Raw genomic sequence first — 14,922 nt, 5'->3', positions numbered from 1 at the left:
ATTTTTTAATGAGACCAAAACTTTAGTAAAGAAAAAATTGTTGTTTAATTTCCCTAAAGATATCCCTTAAATTACAAAAATTACCTACATTTTGGATTGTAAATATATAAATTAAACCATAGTGTAGTGTAAAATTTAACTAAAAAAATGTTTATTTTTGTAAATTACGGAATTTTGAAAAGATTGTAATTATTGTATAGTAAATGTTTCAGATAAAAATTTAATTGTCAATACTTATTTTGTAGGCTTTTTCAAAAAAACACTGCTGCTAACTCCAGAACATAGCCGAACATTGACTACATTTTGGGTTGTCGGAGTTGCCTAGATCTCAATGAAGGTAAAATGCGACCTACACATCCAGAAAATGAACATCGATCAAGTGTTACAAGTTCTATTAGTCAACCAAAAAAAACCTTTGACACCGCTGCAAGAATTAGTGTTGCGCTCGTGCTGGGAGGGAAAAACTTACAGGTACATGGCAGATGAAGCCCACTATGGGGCACAAAGTATCAGAGAAATTGCTTCCCAGTTGTGGCATGTACTTAGTGAAATTTTTGGAGAACCGATTAGCAAAGCCAACTTCCGTCACACCCTAGAGGTACGCCCCCTCACCAAAGCACAACAGCAACTAATCGAGAAACACACCAGCAATACCCCTCCTACCTTAGAATTCCCCAGTGGCCCAGTAATGCTATCCTCCCGCTTTTATATCCCTCGTTCCCCAATTGAGGAACTCGCTTATAGAGAAATTACTGAGCCAGGATGTGTTATTCGCATCAAAGGTTCTAGCCAAATGGGGAAAAGCTCGCTCATGCTACGAATTATTGATTACGCTGCATCTGTTGGTTACCGCAGTGTGAATTTAGACTTTCAGCAAGCAGACTCAGCAATATTTGCCAACCTCGATAAATTTTTACGCTGGTTTTGTGCAAATATCAGTAGTAAGTTAGAGCTACAATCCAGGCTTGATGATTATTGGGACGAAGAAATCGGCAGCAAAGTTAGCTGCACGAACTATTTTCAGAGATATTTGCTAGAAAATCTTACTTTTCCACTTGTTTTGGCGTTGAACGAAGTAAATCGGGTGTTTGAGTATCCGGCAATTGCTCAAGAATTTTTGCCCTTGTTGCGTTCTTGGCACGAGCAAGCCAAACAAACAGAAATTTGGCAAAAACTCCGGCTGCTTGTAGCTTATTCAACAGAAATTTATGTTCCTTTAAAGCTCAACCAATCGCCGTTTAATATCGGCTTACCGCTAAAGCTACCCCCATTGACAATGGAACAGGTGCAGGATTTAGCACAACGTCATGGGCTAGATTGGAGAGATGGTAAACGAGCAAAGCAACTGATGTCAATGATAGGGGGACATCCCTATTTAGTGCGTCTAGCTTTGTATCACGTTTCTCAGGGAAACGTGACCTTAAACCAGCTATTGCAACAAGCAGCCACTGAATCAGGAATTTATAACGACCACTTACGACGGCTGTTAACAGCACTTCAAGAGCAGCCAGAATTGGGTGCTGCGGTTAAAAAGTTAATTGCTGCACAAGAGTGTATAAAATTGGAATATATACTTGCTTATAAATTAGAAAGTATTGGGCTAATAAAACTGGCGGGCGATCGCGCCAACTTTTCCTGTGAACTGTATCGTTTATACTGTGAATCAGCAAACTTCGGTGCAGAATAAGAAGTTGGGCATTGGGCATGGGAAGAGGCAGAGGGGCAGGGGGCGGGGGGCAAGGGGGAAAATAAAAAATTACCTCTTTCCCCATCTCCCCACACTCCCCATCACTCCCTCAAGGCTCGACGGGCTAATTTTACATAAGTTTTTACAGTTGCGTAAGGCATTTCTAAATCTTCGGCTATTACCTGCAATGATTCTCCCATTTCCCGGCGGGCTAGGATAGTTGCCCATGTAGAAGCAATTTTATCAGCGCGATCGCCTCCTGTGCGTTTTCGTTGGGCGGTGAATAGCGCTGTCAATTCATCAATGCGTTCTCCCAACAGATTTGTCAGCACTTGAGTGGGTACGTTCATCTCAGGTTCCACCCAATCTAAACGGGTTTGTCCTAATCCAAAGGTCGTTTTGTGTCCCGTACCGCAGTAAGGTGCCAGTCGTGCCAAAGCATAAAATAACTGAGTAAACTCAGAGTTAGCTAAAGCGGGCTTACTCAAACCACAAGAAATTGCTCCTGTGAAACCAGTCACCGAACCTCTTTTGCCAGCTGCTACCTTCACTGACTCCAAGCGGTGCTGATGGATGATTACTCCTTCGTCTATCCAATCAAGAAAAGATTCTGGTTCCATTGGCATTCCCGAAAAGTCATTCCAGCGGCGCAGGTAGCTGTGAAAAAGATTAACTGGCACCGGGAGAGGAAAATGATGGCCTTTGCGGCGAAAGCTGGTAGGCGAAACAAAGCTGAGATTGATTTGAGAGCGTTTTTCTTTGGGGAACTCTAACAATTGTCTGTAAGTAGTAGGTGGATGAGCAATACTCACCTGTTTAATCTCAAGAGGAGCATTTCTTAAGTCCAATGTTTGTGGCAATTGGGTTAACCATTGGCTGAGAAACTCTACCACTTTTTGAGACAAAGCATTGACATGCCAGTGGTAAATTTGCTTAGCTTCTAGTTGCAGTTGTCTTCCACTGGCGAGGAGTTGACCTTCCAGCGCCGAAATATTGAACGGTTTTTCTGATTCTCCATCGTGGAGATATGCAGAAAGGTCTGGGTTGAATTGCCGTACTTGGTCAAGAAACCAAGCATGAAGACCGATAGTGTATTGGGAATAGAGGGAAGTGGAAGTAGTCGGCTCAAGGTCAAACACCAATCCCACCAATTCAGTATCATCTGCCCATGTGGGAACAAAAGGTGATTTTAGCTTGGTTTTGCGCCTAGTAGATGTAGCTGCTCTTACCATCGCTGATTGTTATGCAAACATGTTGAATATTTTACTCAATTTCCATCCCCTTGCGGGGAAAAGCAAAGTTTATCTGAAGTGATGATAGCAAAACCCCGCTTTTTAAAACTAAGCCGGGTTTTAGGGACTTCCAATTAAAAAAACATCTCATCCCCGCGGGACGCTCCGCGAACGTAGGGTAGCACAGCTGTGCTACCCGAAAAATGTAAAAATAATTTGGGATAATTTATTTTTTGGAAGTTCCTAAATTGAAAATTTGGTGTGGGGTGTTAAACCCAGTTATTCATCCGCCAGCGATGCACTGAAGCTCACTCGAAGTGTCGGACTCCAATTGCCAACTGAATTCTGACGACTGATATCATGTTCGGTAAAAGACTTATTATTTAGAGCGCAGGGGGCAGGGAGCAGGGAGCAGGGGGAAAGAGGTTTTTCCGATTTTTGCGATGATGGCGGGAGTGAGCAGTATGATAAATATGCTGTAGCTTAGCGATCGCACTGACATTGCAGTAAACACGAGCAGCAAGAAACAAAGTACGATTGCCAATGGATTGTTAAATAGTAAAACTAGAGTTATGCCGATAATTCCGCCCAAAATGGTACCGATGACTCTTTGCACTGTTGTCTCAGAGGTGCCACCAAAGTTGGGCTTGAGTGCAACTAAAGCTGTTAGCGTTATCCAGTAACCTCTTGGTAATTGCAATACCGAGGCCAGTAATTCAGCAAGGGTTGTTACTAGTGCTAAACGCAATGCATGACGAAACAGGACTGAATCAAAAGTAAAATTATTTCGCAGTGTGTCAATAATTCCAGAATCCTCTGGCTGAGTTGGAGGAGAAATATTTCGCTGGGTAATCCGGCGCTGTTTTCCCTGTCTTAAATCTGTAACAATCTCTGCATCAATATGAATTTGCTGTGCCAGGTTTGTCAGAATGGCTGTAATCTTTTTGAGGTTGAGTAGTTCGCCATATTCATCTATCTGGACGTTTACAGTTTGATTGAGGAGTTGAGCGCGGATAACTTGCCATTGGTATTTTAGTGCTTCAATTGTCCGATCTAAATCTCCCAGATGAACTAAGTTTTTTTCTTTCGCAATTCCTTGTGATAAGGTTTGCACAGCAATTGTCAACTGTTCTATGGCTTGCTCAATTTCTCTTTGTAGCTGAGAATAAAGTGGGTCTGTGGATGCGATCGCTAACAATTCACTCAATGCGACAACAGAATTGAGAATTTGATTTACATCCTCGATTAACACGAGTAAGTAATTTCCCCGCAGATTAGCTCCTTTTTGCCTAGTCCACATAGCTGTCCAGACGCTACGGGCAAATGTCAAATCTTGAATGACGATATCCTGGGCTTGTAAAAATCGCTGTGTCCACTCTCCTTCGTCCTGTGGATTTAATGCTCTCTCCCTTGCCAAATCCACAAATTTGCTCAGCGAGTCATAACACTTAGCGACTACCTGCTTTACAGGAGCATCAGGACGCACCACCCAAAGCCCTGATGATAAGACAGTTGTCCAGATTCCGCCAGCTAAACAGAGGGCAGATTGTTGGATAAGAGTAGATAAATTAGAGAATGAAGCGAATTTAGCAAGGGCGATGACAAACATCATGGAAGTGACTAAGCCCACAGATGCAGCCACGTTGCCATAGAGACTTGCTAAGCCTGCGATAAATATTACCAAGAAAGTCGCCGGCACAGTTAACCAGAGATTACCGCTAACCAGACTTGCAATGAAGAATACTACAGTTATCCCAATGGTTGCTGCTGTCATTGCGATCGCTTTCTGGCGGTAAGTTCCCTCAACATTTACCATACCAACAAACCAAGCTGCCATAGTGGCGATGCCTGCGGCGGGCATAGCGATCGCACTTGTAGTAGCATGACCAGTAAGAAATCCAATTCCAATCGGTACGCCCAGTATCAAAAGGCTACGTAATCCAGAGAAAATGTCAGGCTTACCTGGCTTGAGTTGAAATTGCTGCAACAACCAACCCAGAGGACGTTTATCTGTAAATGACATTATTTAAGCCAGCGACTATGACAAAGCAGAGATCGTCTCTTACAGCATTTTACATGGACGAACTTCATCATCGCAGCCCATTCTGACGCCAAGCCGCGCAGCGTCTTTGGCTTTGCTCCTGAATTCTGCTATATATGGTTAAAAATATTGACTAATAGAGCGATCGCATTTTTTCTATCTGTGGCGATCATAAAAATATTCAAAAAATCAAAGAATTTTCAGGAGTAAATTTATGAAATTCTTAGTACAAGACTTACCATCCCCAAGAACAATTCAAGAAACTCCACCACCTGGTATAAACAAAGATCCACTGATTGCACGCAGTTTACAAAAAGAACAGTACGTTGGCATTATGGGGCTAGCGATCGTCCTAGTTGCCGCTGTGGGATTTTTGAGCCGCAGAGTGGAATACGCTATTGTATTCGCTATTACTCTGAGTGCGATTCTCATTGCTTTCTTTTTATTTGTATAGCAAATTTGTCAGTGGGGAGTGGGAAAGAGTTTTTCTGAGAATCTGATACTTACAGCGTATTTCAGGTAAATGAAGTACACAGGTGGGGGCACAGCATGTTGTGCCCCTATGATTATCTGTACCTCACGTCTGTTGCAATCTGGTGTAATTTTGTAAATTTTGGTAATTGCATTATGAATTATCTTTTTCAACATAACCTAGAGGTATCAGTGGTACTTGCCAGCATAAATGAATAAAGTTATCCGTTCATCAGCCCTTACTCGTAGACGTTTGATCGAAGCCGCCTCGCAGGTATTTGCTAGTTTAGGGGTTCAAGGAGCAACTACCCGTGAAATAGCTCGTGTTGCTCGTGTGAATGAAGTGACTTTATTTCGCCACTTTGCTAACAAAGAACAACTTTTGGGAGCAGTAATCGAAAATGCTTTGGCACTCCAGACAGAAGCTCTTGCACATCCCCAAGCGTGGACGCAGGATTTGAGAATTGACTTAAAACGGTATGCCGAGCTTTACAATACTATGTTAGAGGCACATGAAGACTTAATTCGCACCTTCATTGGAGAAGCCAAACGTCATCCTGAGGCAGCCAGACAAGTGATTCAAGAAGCAGCCAAGCCATTAAGGGAAAAACTGGTAGCTTACTTGCAATCTAGTCAAAGACGAGGCATCGTTAGAGCAGATGTTGATCCATTTCCAGCAGTGGATATGTTTACAAGAATGCTGTTAGCTGGAATGCTCTGTCGTACTGCAAAATTCAATCAAGGCAACTATAGCTGTGAGGACTATATTGAAACTTGTGTAGATATATTTGTACGTGGTATCAGCATCACTCCCCTTTAAGTTTGCGAGAGGATAATCTACATTCTCAAAAATCTCCCTTAATAAAGGGGATTTAGAGGGACTTCCAACAAATAAATTATCCAATCTTGTAGGATGGGCAGCGTTCGACTGAGCGCTCACGCCGAAGTCTTGCCCGCCTTTGCTTACGGGCGAGACGCCCATACCACAAGAAGTGGTTGAGTATTTTTTTATTTGGAAGTCCTTAACGGTATATACAAGTATTTAATACGACATGAGCAAGGTTTCATAGATATTCTCAGCATTATGTCTATAAAAATTGAGGTATTGTCAAAATTGAACCGGATATTTTCTCACTCAAGAATTAAGTATTATGTCTAATAATCTTGGATGATTGTTGAATGTAGATAGCTTCTTTTTCGACTTTCTGATTAATATCTAATGAACGGTCAAAACCGAAAACACTTCTATTTTATGAGGTGTTGATTCTTGTTGAATTAACTATTGTGAGGAATTCGATATGACAGCTATGACTACTATTTCAATAGTAGAAAAACAAATTGTAAAGCTTCTATCTACCTTAGTGCTTTGGTTGGCATATCTGTTTTTTTTGCCTTATATTTATGCTTCATTAAATATTTTTTCACTCTTGTTTATGCTTTTCCCCGGAGTTTATCTTCTTTGTTTGTTGGCACAGTTTATGCATGAATGTTGGCATGAATATTTACCACGTATCAACAATAAATTTTTTTACTTAATATTATCTTGGATAATTTTTCTCGATCCACAAACTTTTGACCTAGTACATCCTTATCATCATTCGCAAGTAAATACTTACGACGATATAGAGTTTCATCCTTTAGGAAATATAAAGAATAAATCACTGCGAATTATTTATAACTTTTTGGAAATCTGCTTGGGAAACATATTTGTTTTAATCGTGGCAAATTTTCAAATATCGCAGCATCCAAAACTCAAACAGCAGTACTGCTTAAAAAAATTAATAATTTCTATTTGGATGCGGATTATTATTTGGGGAGGAGTTGGGTATACTTCGCATTTATTATTAGGAGTAACCACAGGTCAAATTGCAACTTCTTATTTTATTACCTGTTGGATGGGATCTTTGATGGTTCATCATTGTGAACTGATAGAACATGGAAATCTGATTGTGGAAGGAGACTTGAAAGAACGTAATTTACAAACCAGAAACTTGAAACCTTCTGGTATTTTAGAAAGATTTTTTCTCTTTATTACCCATAATCATTGTCTAGAACATTCATTACATCACTCCATGTCTAATATTTACACTCGACCATTTCCTGAAACAAATATTCTACCAGAAAAAACAGTGTATATTTCATTCGGTGAATATTTAGTAATCCTCAAAGATATGCTCAGAGGTAAATGCCTAGTTGTTAAACCTGAATAATTAAATACGCACAAAGGCAGGGCGAACGGATCTAAATTTGGATTTTTCCAAAAATCTTTGCAATAGATGAATCGACTGTAGGGGCGTACAGCTGTACGCCCCTAACGATGTATCTGTATCACGTATTTGGTGAAATGCTATGAGGAGGGTTTCTTCAGAATCTATCGAACTTACGTTACCTTATACCGTTTCACTTTAATTATGATACAAATACGTTGGTAGGGGCACGGCAATGTTCCCTACGCGAAATCTATATGTATCAGGGTTTTAGTGAAATGGTATTAGTTCTGTACTCGCTATTTCTAAAAGAGTTTTTAGTACAGAATCAGGATTAAGACTGATAGAATCAATACCTTGCTGAACCAAAAATTGAGCAAATTCAGCATAGTCACTGGGTGCTTGTCCGCAAATACCAATTTTGCGTCCGTGCTTTTTAACTGTGGCTATGGCTTTGGCAATCATTAGCTTCACAGCTTCATTGCGTTCATCAAATAAATGGGCTACTAATTCCGAATCTCTATCTACTCCTAATGTTAATTGTGTTAGGTCATTGGAGCCAATTGAGAACCCATCAAAGATTTTACAAAACTCATCTGCCAATTGCACATTACTAGGTAATTCGCACATCACATAGACTTCTAAACCGTTTTCTCCCTGCACCAAACCATGTTTTGCCATTTCTGATAACACGCGCTGGCCTTCCTGGGGAGTGCGACAAAATGGCACCATTAAAATTACATTAGTTAAACCCATGCGATCGCGCACGTTTTTCATTGCTAGGCATTCCAAAGCAAAGCCTTGACGGTAGCGTTCATCGTAGTAGCGAGAAGCACCGCGCCACCCTAGCATTGGGTTTTCTTCGTGGGGTTCAAACTGCTTGCCACCCAAAAGGTTAGCATATTCGTTACTCTTGAAGTCTGACAGGCGCACAATGACAGGTTTGGGATAAAAAGCAGCTGCGATCGTGCCAATACCTTGAGCTAGTTTATCAATAAAGTATGCGCTTTTATCTTCGTATTGGGCAGTTAATTCGGCAATCTGAGATTTGGCAACCTGATCTTGTAATTCATCAAAATGAATTAACGCTAATGGATGCGTCTTAATATGATTAGCAATAATAAATTCCATCCGTGCTAATCCCACTCCATCATTAGGGATAGCAGCATAACTTAATGCTTCTTCTGGATTACCCACATTCATCATAATTTTGGTACGAATGTGGGGCACATTTTCTAACGGTAATTCTTGCACTTCAAAGGGCAATAAACCTTGGTAAACTCTGCCAGTTTCACCTTCAGCACAAGAAACGGTAATTTGTTGTCCTGTTTTCAATATAGTAGTAGCATTACCACAACCAACTATGGCCGGAATCCCTATTTCTCTGGCAATAATTGCACTATGACAAGTACGCCCACCTTGGTTGGTGATGATTGCACTAGCACGTTTCATGATTGGTTCCCAGTCGGGATCGGTGCGATTTGTGACTAGCACATCTCCAGGTTGAAACTGGTTAATTTGCTGCACATCCAGAATCACTCTGGCTTTACCTTGTCCAATCATTTCACCCACACTCCGCCCTGTGACTAACACCTCACCTTTTTGTTGTAAGTGATAAGTGCGGAGAACATTTTTAGATTTTTGAGATTGTACTGTTTCGGGACGCGCCTGCACTATAAAAAGTTCATTGGTAATGCCGTCTTTTGCCCATTCGATGTCCATTGGTGTGTAGACACCGCGTACTTGTGAGTAATGGTCTTCAATCAGGCAGCAAGCTTGGGCTAATTGTAAAATTTCTTGATCGCTAAGGGCATATTTTAAGCGATCGCTTGCCGCAACAGGTATATTTTTGGTCAATTTCGAGCCGCCAGTATCATAAATCATCTTGATTTCTTTTGTACCCAGGCGCTTTTCTAAAATTGGCTGATATCCCTGCTTCAGAGTAGGCTTAAATACTAAATATTCGTCTGGATTCACCGCCCCCTGAACTATATTTTCTCCCAAACCATAGGCGGCAGTAATTAATGCTACATCTTGAAAACCTGTTTCAGTATCGATGGAGAACATCACACCAGATGTTGCCAGATCAGAACGCACCATTTTTTGTACGCCTACCGAGAGGGCAATGCTAAAATGATCAAAGCCTTTAAGTTGGCGGTAAGAAATAGCACGGTCAGTATAAATTGAGGCAAAACACTTGTGACAAGCTTCTAGTACACCTTGCAAACCGTGGACATTGAGATAGGTTTCTTGCTGACCGGCAAAGCTAGCATCAGGTAAGTCTTCTGCTGTGGCACTAGAACGGACTGCAACATCGGTATTAGTACCATATTGCTTCTCAAGGTCTTGATAAGCTTCGATAATTGCTTGTTGCAATTCTAATGGAAAGGGAGTTTGCAGCATTAAAGCTCGTACTTGCTTTCCAATAGAATGGAGATTGTTCACATCTTCTATATCTAAATCTGCAAATAATTGCCGTAATTTTGGTTCTAAATCTGCTGAAGAGATAAAGTACTGATAAGCATAAGCTGTAGTCGCAAATCCTGTAGGAATCTTGATGCCTTTGGGTATCAGCTGCTGAATCATTTCTCCCAATGAAGCGTTTTTACCACCCACAAGGGGGATATCTGCTATCCCGACTGCATTTAGTGGTAGTACTAGGGCTTGTTGTTTCACATTCTGGCTTGGTGTATTTTGAGTAACAAATGTTTCAAGCATGGGAAAATTTCCTTCAATGCATTTTCGCTACTGTTACTCCAGAGGGCTTTGTGTCACCTTTGTATTCCCTCTTGAGTTTCACACCTTTGGTTATAGAAAGATAATTTGAGGAACTTGTGAGGTGACGACAACTTTGTTGTTCTTGTTGTGACTAAAGAGATACACAGGCGATCGCAATTTTATAAATCTTCGGTCCAATCTTCACGACCTAAGAGATCTATAATTTTATCCCGAAGCAAAAATTCATTTTTTTCTAGCTCAAGTTCCACACAAACCCAATCACGGCCGGGAATATATCTACACAAAGCATAAATTGGCTCGTTACGACGAATTACTCCTTTTCTAACGAGTTCACGCGCTTCATCTTTGATAACTTCAATGTCATATTTAACAAGAGTATCCATAACAAAACCCCTCGATGTTAACCAGGCAGATTTAGCCTAAGTATCGACACTTGGACTCTAATTTCAACTTATCGAAAATATGTGAGGATTTTGTGAAGATTGGAAATTACAGCAGAATTCAGAATTCAGAATTCAGAATTCAGGAGTAATATCAAGTTCGCTTAATTACACGTGAGTTCGACAGATTCCAAATAACCCCGCTTCCATTCCTCTAAGAGAAGCGGGGAGAGGCTTAAAAACGCTAATTTTTCGTGCCCAACTCAGAATCTTATATTATGTCCAGCTAATTAGTTATGATTCCCGAATCTATGCACAAACCCAAAAACCCTTCCCCTCTGCTCCCCTGCCCCTCTGCTGCCTTAATGATAAGTCTTTAACCGGACATGATATTATGCCCCTCTCCGTCTCGGAGAGGGGTTGGGGAGAGGTTCATCGAACTCACGTTAATTACTTATAATTCAAAATTCTCCGCGTCCCCGCGTCCCCGCGTCAGTCCTTTCAAATAAAATCAAATCCACCCGCCAATTTCGGCTTCAGTCAAAGGCTTCTCTAATTTGGTATATTCTGTTTGAGCAGCCCGTAATACGTGTTTCATTTGCACTGGTTCGCCAGCATCGGCAGCGAGAAAAGCAGCATTTAAGGCTATATTACGGATATTACCGCCAGCGACATTTAGCCGCGCCAGTTGTAGGGCATCTAAGTCTGCGGTTGGTGTGTTGGCTGGAAAGACGCGTCGCCAAATCTCGGCTCGTTGTGCTGTGTCGGGGAAGGGGAACTGCACCACGAAACGAATCCGTCGGAGGAAGGCTGTATCAATTGCACTCTTGAGGTTAGTAGTGAGAACTGCTAAACCTGGGTAGCTTTCCATACGTTGCAATAAGTAGCTGACTTCAATGTTGGCATAGCGATCGCGTGCATCTTTGACTTCACTGCGTTTACCAAATAAGGCGTCAGCTTCATCAAACAACAAAATCACTCCGCCTTGTTCTGCGGCATCAAACACCCGCCGCAGATTCTTTTCTGTCTCGCCAATGTATTTACTGACTACCGATGACAAGTCAATGCGATACAGATCTAGGCGCAATCTATGTGCCAGCACTTCTGCTCCCAAGGTTTTACCTGTGCCGCTGGCACCTGCAAATAAGGCGCTGATTCCCAATCCTCGCCCACCTTTGCCAGCAAAACCCCAATTGTTATATACAGTACTGCGTTGCCGCACGTGCGCCGCCATTTCTCGGAGAATTTGTTTTTGGGCTTCTGGTAATACCAAGTCGTCCCAATCACCAGACGGCTCAATTCGTTGGGCGAGTTCATCCAAACGCGGACGTGCTTGCACGCGACAAGCATCCCATAAAATCTCACCAATATCGTTTTCTGGTGTTTGTGCTAGTTGTCCTGCGGCTTCTGCACAAGCAGCGCGAATGGTTGCAGCACTCAGATTAAACTGATCTATTAAGGTTTTGACTTGGCCGTTCATTTGCGGTGCAATGGCTGTTAGTGCATCTTGCCAAACTACACCTTGTTCCTTGATTGTTGGTTGATGTACGTCAAAACTAACTACCAAGCGTTGTGGTAGGCGCATTCGTTCCCGGCTGGTGATGATTAAAAAGCCGTTGGCGCGTTCGATGAAATGAGCGATCGCATTTAGCCGCACCGTATCATTGCTATCGAGTTCGTTGCAATCCAGAAGTAAGGCACACCTACTTAAAATTGTCTCACGAGTCCACAAGCGAATGAGATTATCTAACTCGCTCGGTGCTTGGGGAATTACTTGTGCAGGCATTACCCACAAATTCAAACCCTGGAGTTGACAAATTCTGGCGGCAACGGCGCGTTTGCTGATAGTTTCTACACCACATAGTTGTACAATTGGCAAGCTATTTATCTTATAAGCTTGCGACCACACAGCTGCAACTCGCTCTGCCAGTTCTTGGTGGGACGGGACTAAATCGCTAATTTCTTGTAACGGTTCAATGATGCCAGCTAAGCGTTCGTCAAGGTATTGGATACCTGTGAGATAATGCAAAATCCGCTCGTCAATTCTTATGGGACTGAGGGTGAGAGCATGAGCATCACCAACCTGAATCAACCGCCAATGACGTAAGGGAGCATTTGGGGCGATCGCATCCCAGTGGACGCGAGGTAAAGTTGCTAAAGCTAAACTTAAGGTTGGGTAACCTCGCTGTGGATCGCCGTTTACACTAGCACATAATTTGCAAAAATCTCCATTCAATTCCATACCTGCACACAACAGCAACAAATCACGTTCAAAGGATGAGAGGCTAAACATTTTGCAGACTCTATCCAATGCCGATGGTGCAGGCATAGCAGCAGCAGCTTCTTGGAGTGCTTGCTGTAAATTTTCCTGGTTTTTCGCCTCAGATTGATTTTGCGAACTGGCAGTGTGATTTTCTAAAATTCCACGTACTACGGCTAGGGCTGCTGATAGGTAGCGGTAGTTTGCTTGATCCCAATCGATGGTTGTAGCATTCATGAAATTGTCACCTGTGGCGAATCATATTGTCCAGACTGATTTTTGTGCAATGGACTTTCTGCGCCATCTACCCGCACCCGCACAATATAAGTTCCTGGCTTCACATTTTTAATCGGAATAGTAATTGCATCAGTATCTTCAGTGCGTGGTGCAACCAAAAAAGAGTAAGCTACCTGATTTTGGGCTGATACATCACTGAGTAGCAAAACTACACGCTGTGCTTTGCCAACTTTGGGATGGAATTTAACGGTAATTTCTGCTGAGCGGAAATTGCCACCGTTATTTTCCACTTGACCAACAAATGCCGTAATTGTTGGATGTAGAACAAAAGCTGCAACATTTGATTCAACTATATGCTCCGTTTGTCCTGTGTTGCCTATTGTCAAATGTACCACTTGGATACTCTGCACACTTGGGTACAAATCTACTGGGACTAACAAGCTGATTTGCGTTTCTTTGACATCTTGAGGTACTAGTAATGTCTCGGTGTTACCCAATCGGATTCTGGTAATATCACCGCGTAACCGCTTACCGCGAATCATTAATGTTGTGCCAGCAACAATCATTTGTTGATGTTCAGTTTTTGCCAGAGTTGTCACTTGTTCAATATTCGGTTGAGACAAGGGCATCATGTAGAAGCCTTCTAGATTCTCAGATTTGCTGCTCTCAATCAATACCATTGATGCCAGATAGGTAGCTGAAGGTCGATAGTGTGTTTGTAAAGCAGACCATAACTTAGAAGTTTCTTCCATGTTAAAAAACTCTGGAGTCAGTTTGATTTGCCCAATTTGCTCAGCTAAATCGGATACAGATATGCTAGCCACAGCTTGGGAAAAAGCACTTGAGGTATTGGTTGTAGATGCATTGATCAGAGTATTTTCAATAATATCCGCTGTAATACATTGGGTTTTATGTAACAAATGCATTGCGTAGCCCAGTAAAAGCTCTGACTGAAAATCCTTAGCTCCGTAGGCTGTTAATAAATAGTGGAGATCGAGAGCTAGTGGTGGAGTTGTAGATGGCAAATTTCCATCCAGACGTGAATGCCTGCTACGAAATTCCTGAGATACCCAATCGACATTGCGATTCTGCGTCACTTGATAGAGAAAGAGGTTGAGTTGAGCGCGCTCATCGGCTTCAACTGAAATTCGATCGGGCGGTAGGGCAGTTACAATCACATCACCAACACTAGCAGCGATCGGATCGCTGACTAAACCGTTTTCCAGCAAAACTTTTAGTACTGCTGTCACGGCGGCTATAGAGAGTACGTTACTCATCCTCGTTCCTCATGGCAATAGCACATTTTAATCATGTACGCCAGGACACATTCACAGAATATATTTTGCAAAACTTTAAATATTCTCTAGGACAGACTATCGGCGTGGCATACAACAGGACTGGGGAATGGGGACTGGGGACTGGGGACTGGGGGAATGGACAATATATTATACTGAAAATTTCTAATTCCTACTTACTAATTCCCCCCCAATTCCTAATCCCTAATCCCCACTCCCCACTCCCCAATCCCCAGCTCAGTATTTTTCAGGAACCAATTTCAACTATCAGAAGTCTTAATTTTAAGCATTTTATCAAATTATTAGCATTATTTTAAGTTAGTAGTATGCTAAGCTGAGTGTAAGTGGATAAACATGAGTGATATAAATTACT

At 42.0% G+C, this 14,922-nt stretch carries 10 protein-coding genes; 4 read left to right on the top strand and 6 right to left on the bottom strand.

The window, feature by feature from the left end; genetic code table 11:
• The first annotated feature begins 364 nt into the window (after positions 1–364).
• Complete coding sequence (locus tag IQ276_RS28320; protein ID WP_235116048.1) at positions 365–1,687, top strand: AAA-like domain-containing protein; 1,323 nt, start codon at positions 365–367, stop codon at positions 1,685–1,687.
• 101 nt (positions 1,688–1,788) lie between these two features.
• Here the strand turns inward: IQ276_RS28320 and cas6 are convergent, their stop codons facing one another.
• Both cas6 and IQ276_RS28310 read right to left on the bottom strand, forming a co-directional pair.
• Entirely contained in the window at positions 1,789–2,919 is a 1,131-nt protein-coding gene (gene cas6 / locus IQ276_RS28315) for a CRISPR-associated endoribonuclease Cas6 (protein ID WP_235116047.1), read from the bottom strand.
• Between the two features lie 379 nt (positions 2,920–3,298).
• A complete protein-coding gene (locus IQ276_RS28310; protein ID WP_193917653.1) occupies positions 3,299–4,942 on the bottom strand; it encodes an FUSC family protein in 1,644 nt (547 codons plus the stop codon).
• Between the two features lie 232 nt (positions 4,943–5,174).
• Between IQ276_RS28310 and IQ276_RS28305 the strand changes: the two genes are divergently transcribed.
• The 3 genes from IQ276_RS28305 to IQ276_RS28295 all read left to right on the top strand — a co-directional run bounded on the left by IQ276_RS28305 (position 5,175) and on the right by IQ276_RS28295 (position 7,641).
• Positions 5,175–5,414, top strand: a complete 240-nt coding sequence (locus IQ276_RS28305; RefSeq protein ID WP_193917655.1) for a hypothetical protein — start codon at positions 5,175–5,177, stop codon at positions 5,412–5,414.
• A gap of 228 nt (positions 5,415–5,642) precedes the next feature.
• Complete coding sequence (locus IQ276_RS28300) at positions 5,643–6,251, top strand: TetR/AcrR family transcriptional regulator (RefSeq protein WP_193917657.1); 609 nt, start codon at positions 5,643–5,645, stop codon at positions 6,249–6,251.
• A gap of 478 nt (positions 6,252–6,729) precedes the next feature.
• A complete protein-coding gene (locus IQ276_RS28295; protein WP_193917659.1) occupies positions 6,730–7,641 on the top strand; it encodes a fatty acid desaturase in 912 nt (303 codons plus the stop codon).
• Positions 7,642–7,908: 267 nt separating this feature from the next.
• On the opposite strand, the gene ppsA is transcribed toward IQ276_RS28295, so the two are convergent.
• The 4 genes from ppsA to IQ276_RS28275 form a co-directional block, all read right to left on the bottom strand.
• Positions 7,909–10,356 (bottom strand): phosphoenolpyruvate synthase, encoded by a 2,448-nt coding sequence (gene ppsA, locus IQ276_RS28290; protein ID WP_193917661.1) that lies wholly within the window; start codon positions 10,354–10,356, stop codon positions 7,909–7,911.
• A gap of 179 nt (positions 10,357–10,535) precedes the next feature.
• Positions 10,536–10,760, bottom strand: coding sequence for a DUF4327 family protein (locus tag IQ276_RS28285; protein WP_190876475.1), 225 nt, complete (start codon positions 10,758–10,760; stop codon positions 10,536–10,538).
• Positions 10,761–11,268: 508 nt separating this feature from the next.
• Positions 11,269–13,254, bottom strand: coding sequence for an ATP-binding protein (locus IQ276_RS28280; protein WP_193917663.1), 1,986 nt, complete (start codon positions 13,252–13,254; stop codon positions 11,269–11,271).
• The gene (locus tag IQ276_RS28275) at positions 13,251–14,531 is read right to left on the bottom strand and encodes a Pvc16 family protein (RefSeq protein WP_193917665.1); all 1,281 of its coding nucleotides are present in this window, start codon (positions 14,529–14,531) and stop codon (positions 13,251–13,253) included. The genes IQ276_RS28280 and IQ276_RS28275 overlap by 4 nt, the downstream gene beginning before the upstream one ends.
• Between the last annotated feature and the right edge of the window lie 391 nt (positions 14,532–14,922).

The organism is Desmonostoc muscorum LEGE 12446 (assembly GCF_015207005.2).
Classification (GTDB): domain Bacteria; phylum Cyanobacteriota; class Cyanobacteriia; order Cyanobacteriales; family Nostocaceae; genus Nostoc; species Nostoc muscorum.
Note: the sequence above shows the minus strand (reverse complement) of the source record. Positions and strands in the feature narration are given on the sequence as shown.

Excerpts from the sequence above, each read along its gene's own strand:
- IQ276_RS28320 (WP_235116048.1), top strand. The coding sequence starts at position 365 with ATGAACATCGATCAAGTGTTACAAGTTCTATTAGTCAACCAAAAAAAA.
- cas6 (WP_235116047.1), bottom strand. The coding sequence starts at position 2,919 with ATGGTAAGAGCAGCTACATCTACTAGGCGCAAAACCAAGCTAAAATCA.
- IQ276_RS28310 (WP_193917653.1), bottom strand. The coding sequence starts at position 4,942 with ATGTCATTTACAGATAAACGTCCTCTGGGTTGGTTGTTGCAGCAATTT.
- IQ276_RS28305 (WP_193917655.1), top strand. The coding sequence starts at position 5,175 with ATGAAATTCTTAGTACAAGACTTACCATCCCCAAGAACAATTCAAGAA.
- IQ276_RS28300 (WP_193917657.1), top strand. The coding sequence starts at position 5,643 with ATGAATAAAGTTATCCGTTCATCAGCCCTTACTCGTAGACGTTTGATC.
- IQ276_RS28295 (WP_193917659.1), top strand. The coding sequence starts at position 6,730 with ATGACAGCTATGACTACTATTTCAATAGTAGAAAAACAAATTGTAAAG.
- ppsA (WP_193917661.1), bottom strand. The coding sequence starts at position 10,356 with ATGCTTGAAACATTTGTTACTCAAAATACACCAAGCCAGAATGTGAAA.
- IQ276_RS28285 (WP_190876475.1), bottom strand. The coding sequence starts at position 10,760 with ATGGATACTCTTGTTAAATATGACATTGAAGTTATCAAAGATGAAGCG.
- IQ276_RS28280 (WP_193917663.1), bottom strand. The coding sequence starts at position 13,254 with ATGAATGCTACAACCATCGATTGGGATCAAGCAAACTACCGCTACCTA.
- IQ276_RS28275 (WP_193917665.1), bottom strand. The coding sequence starts at position 14,531 with ATGAGTAACGTACTCTCTATAGCCGCCGTGACAGCAGTACTAAAAGTT.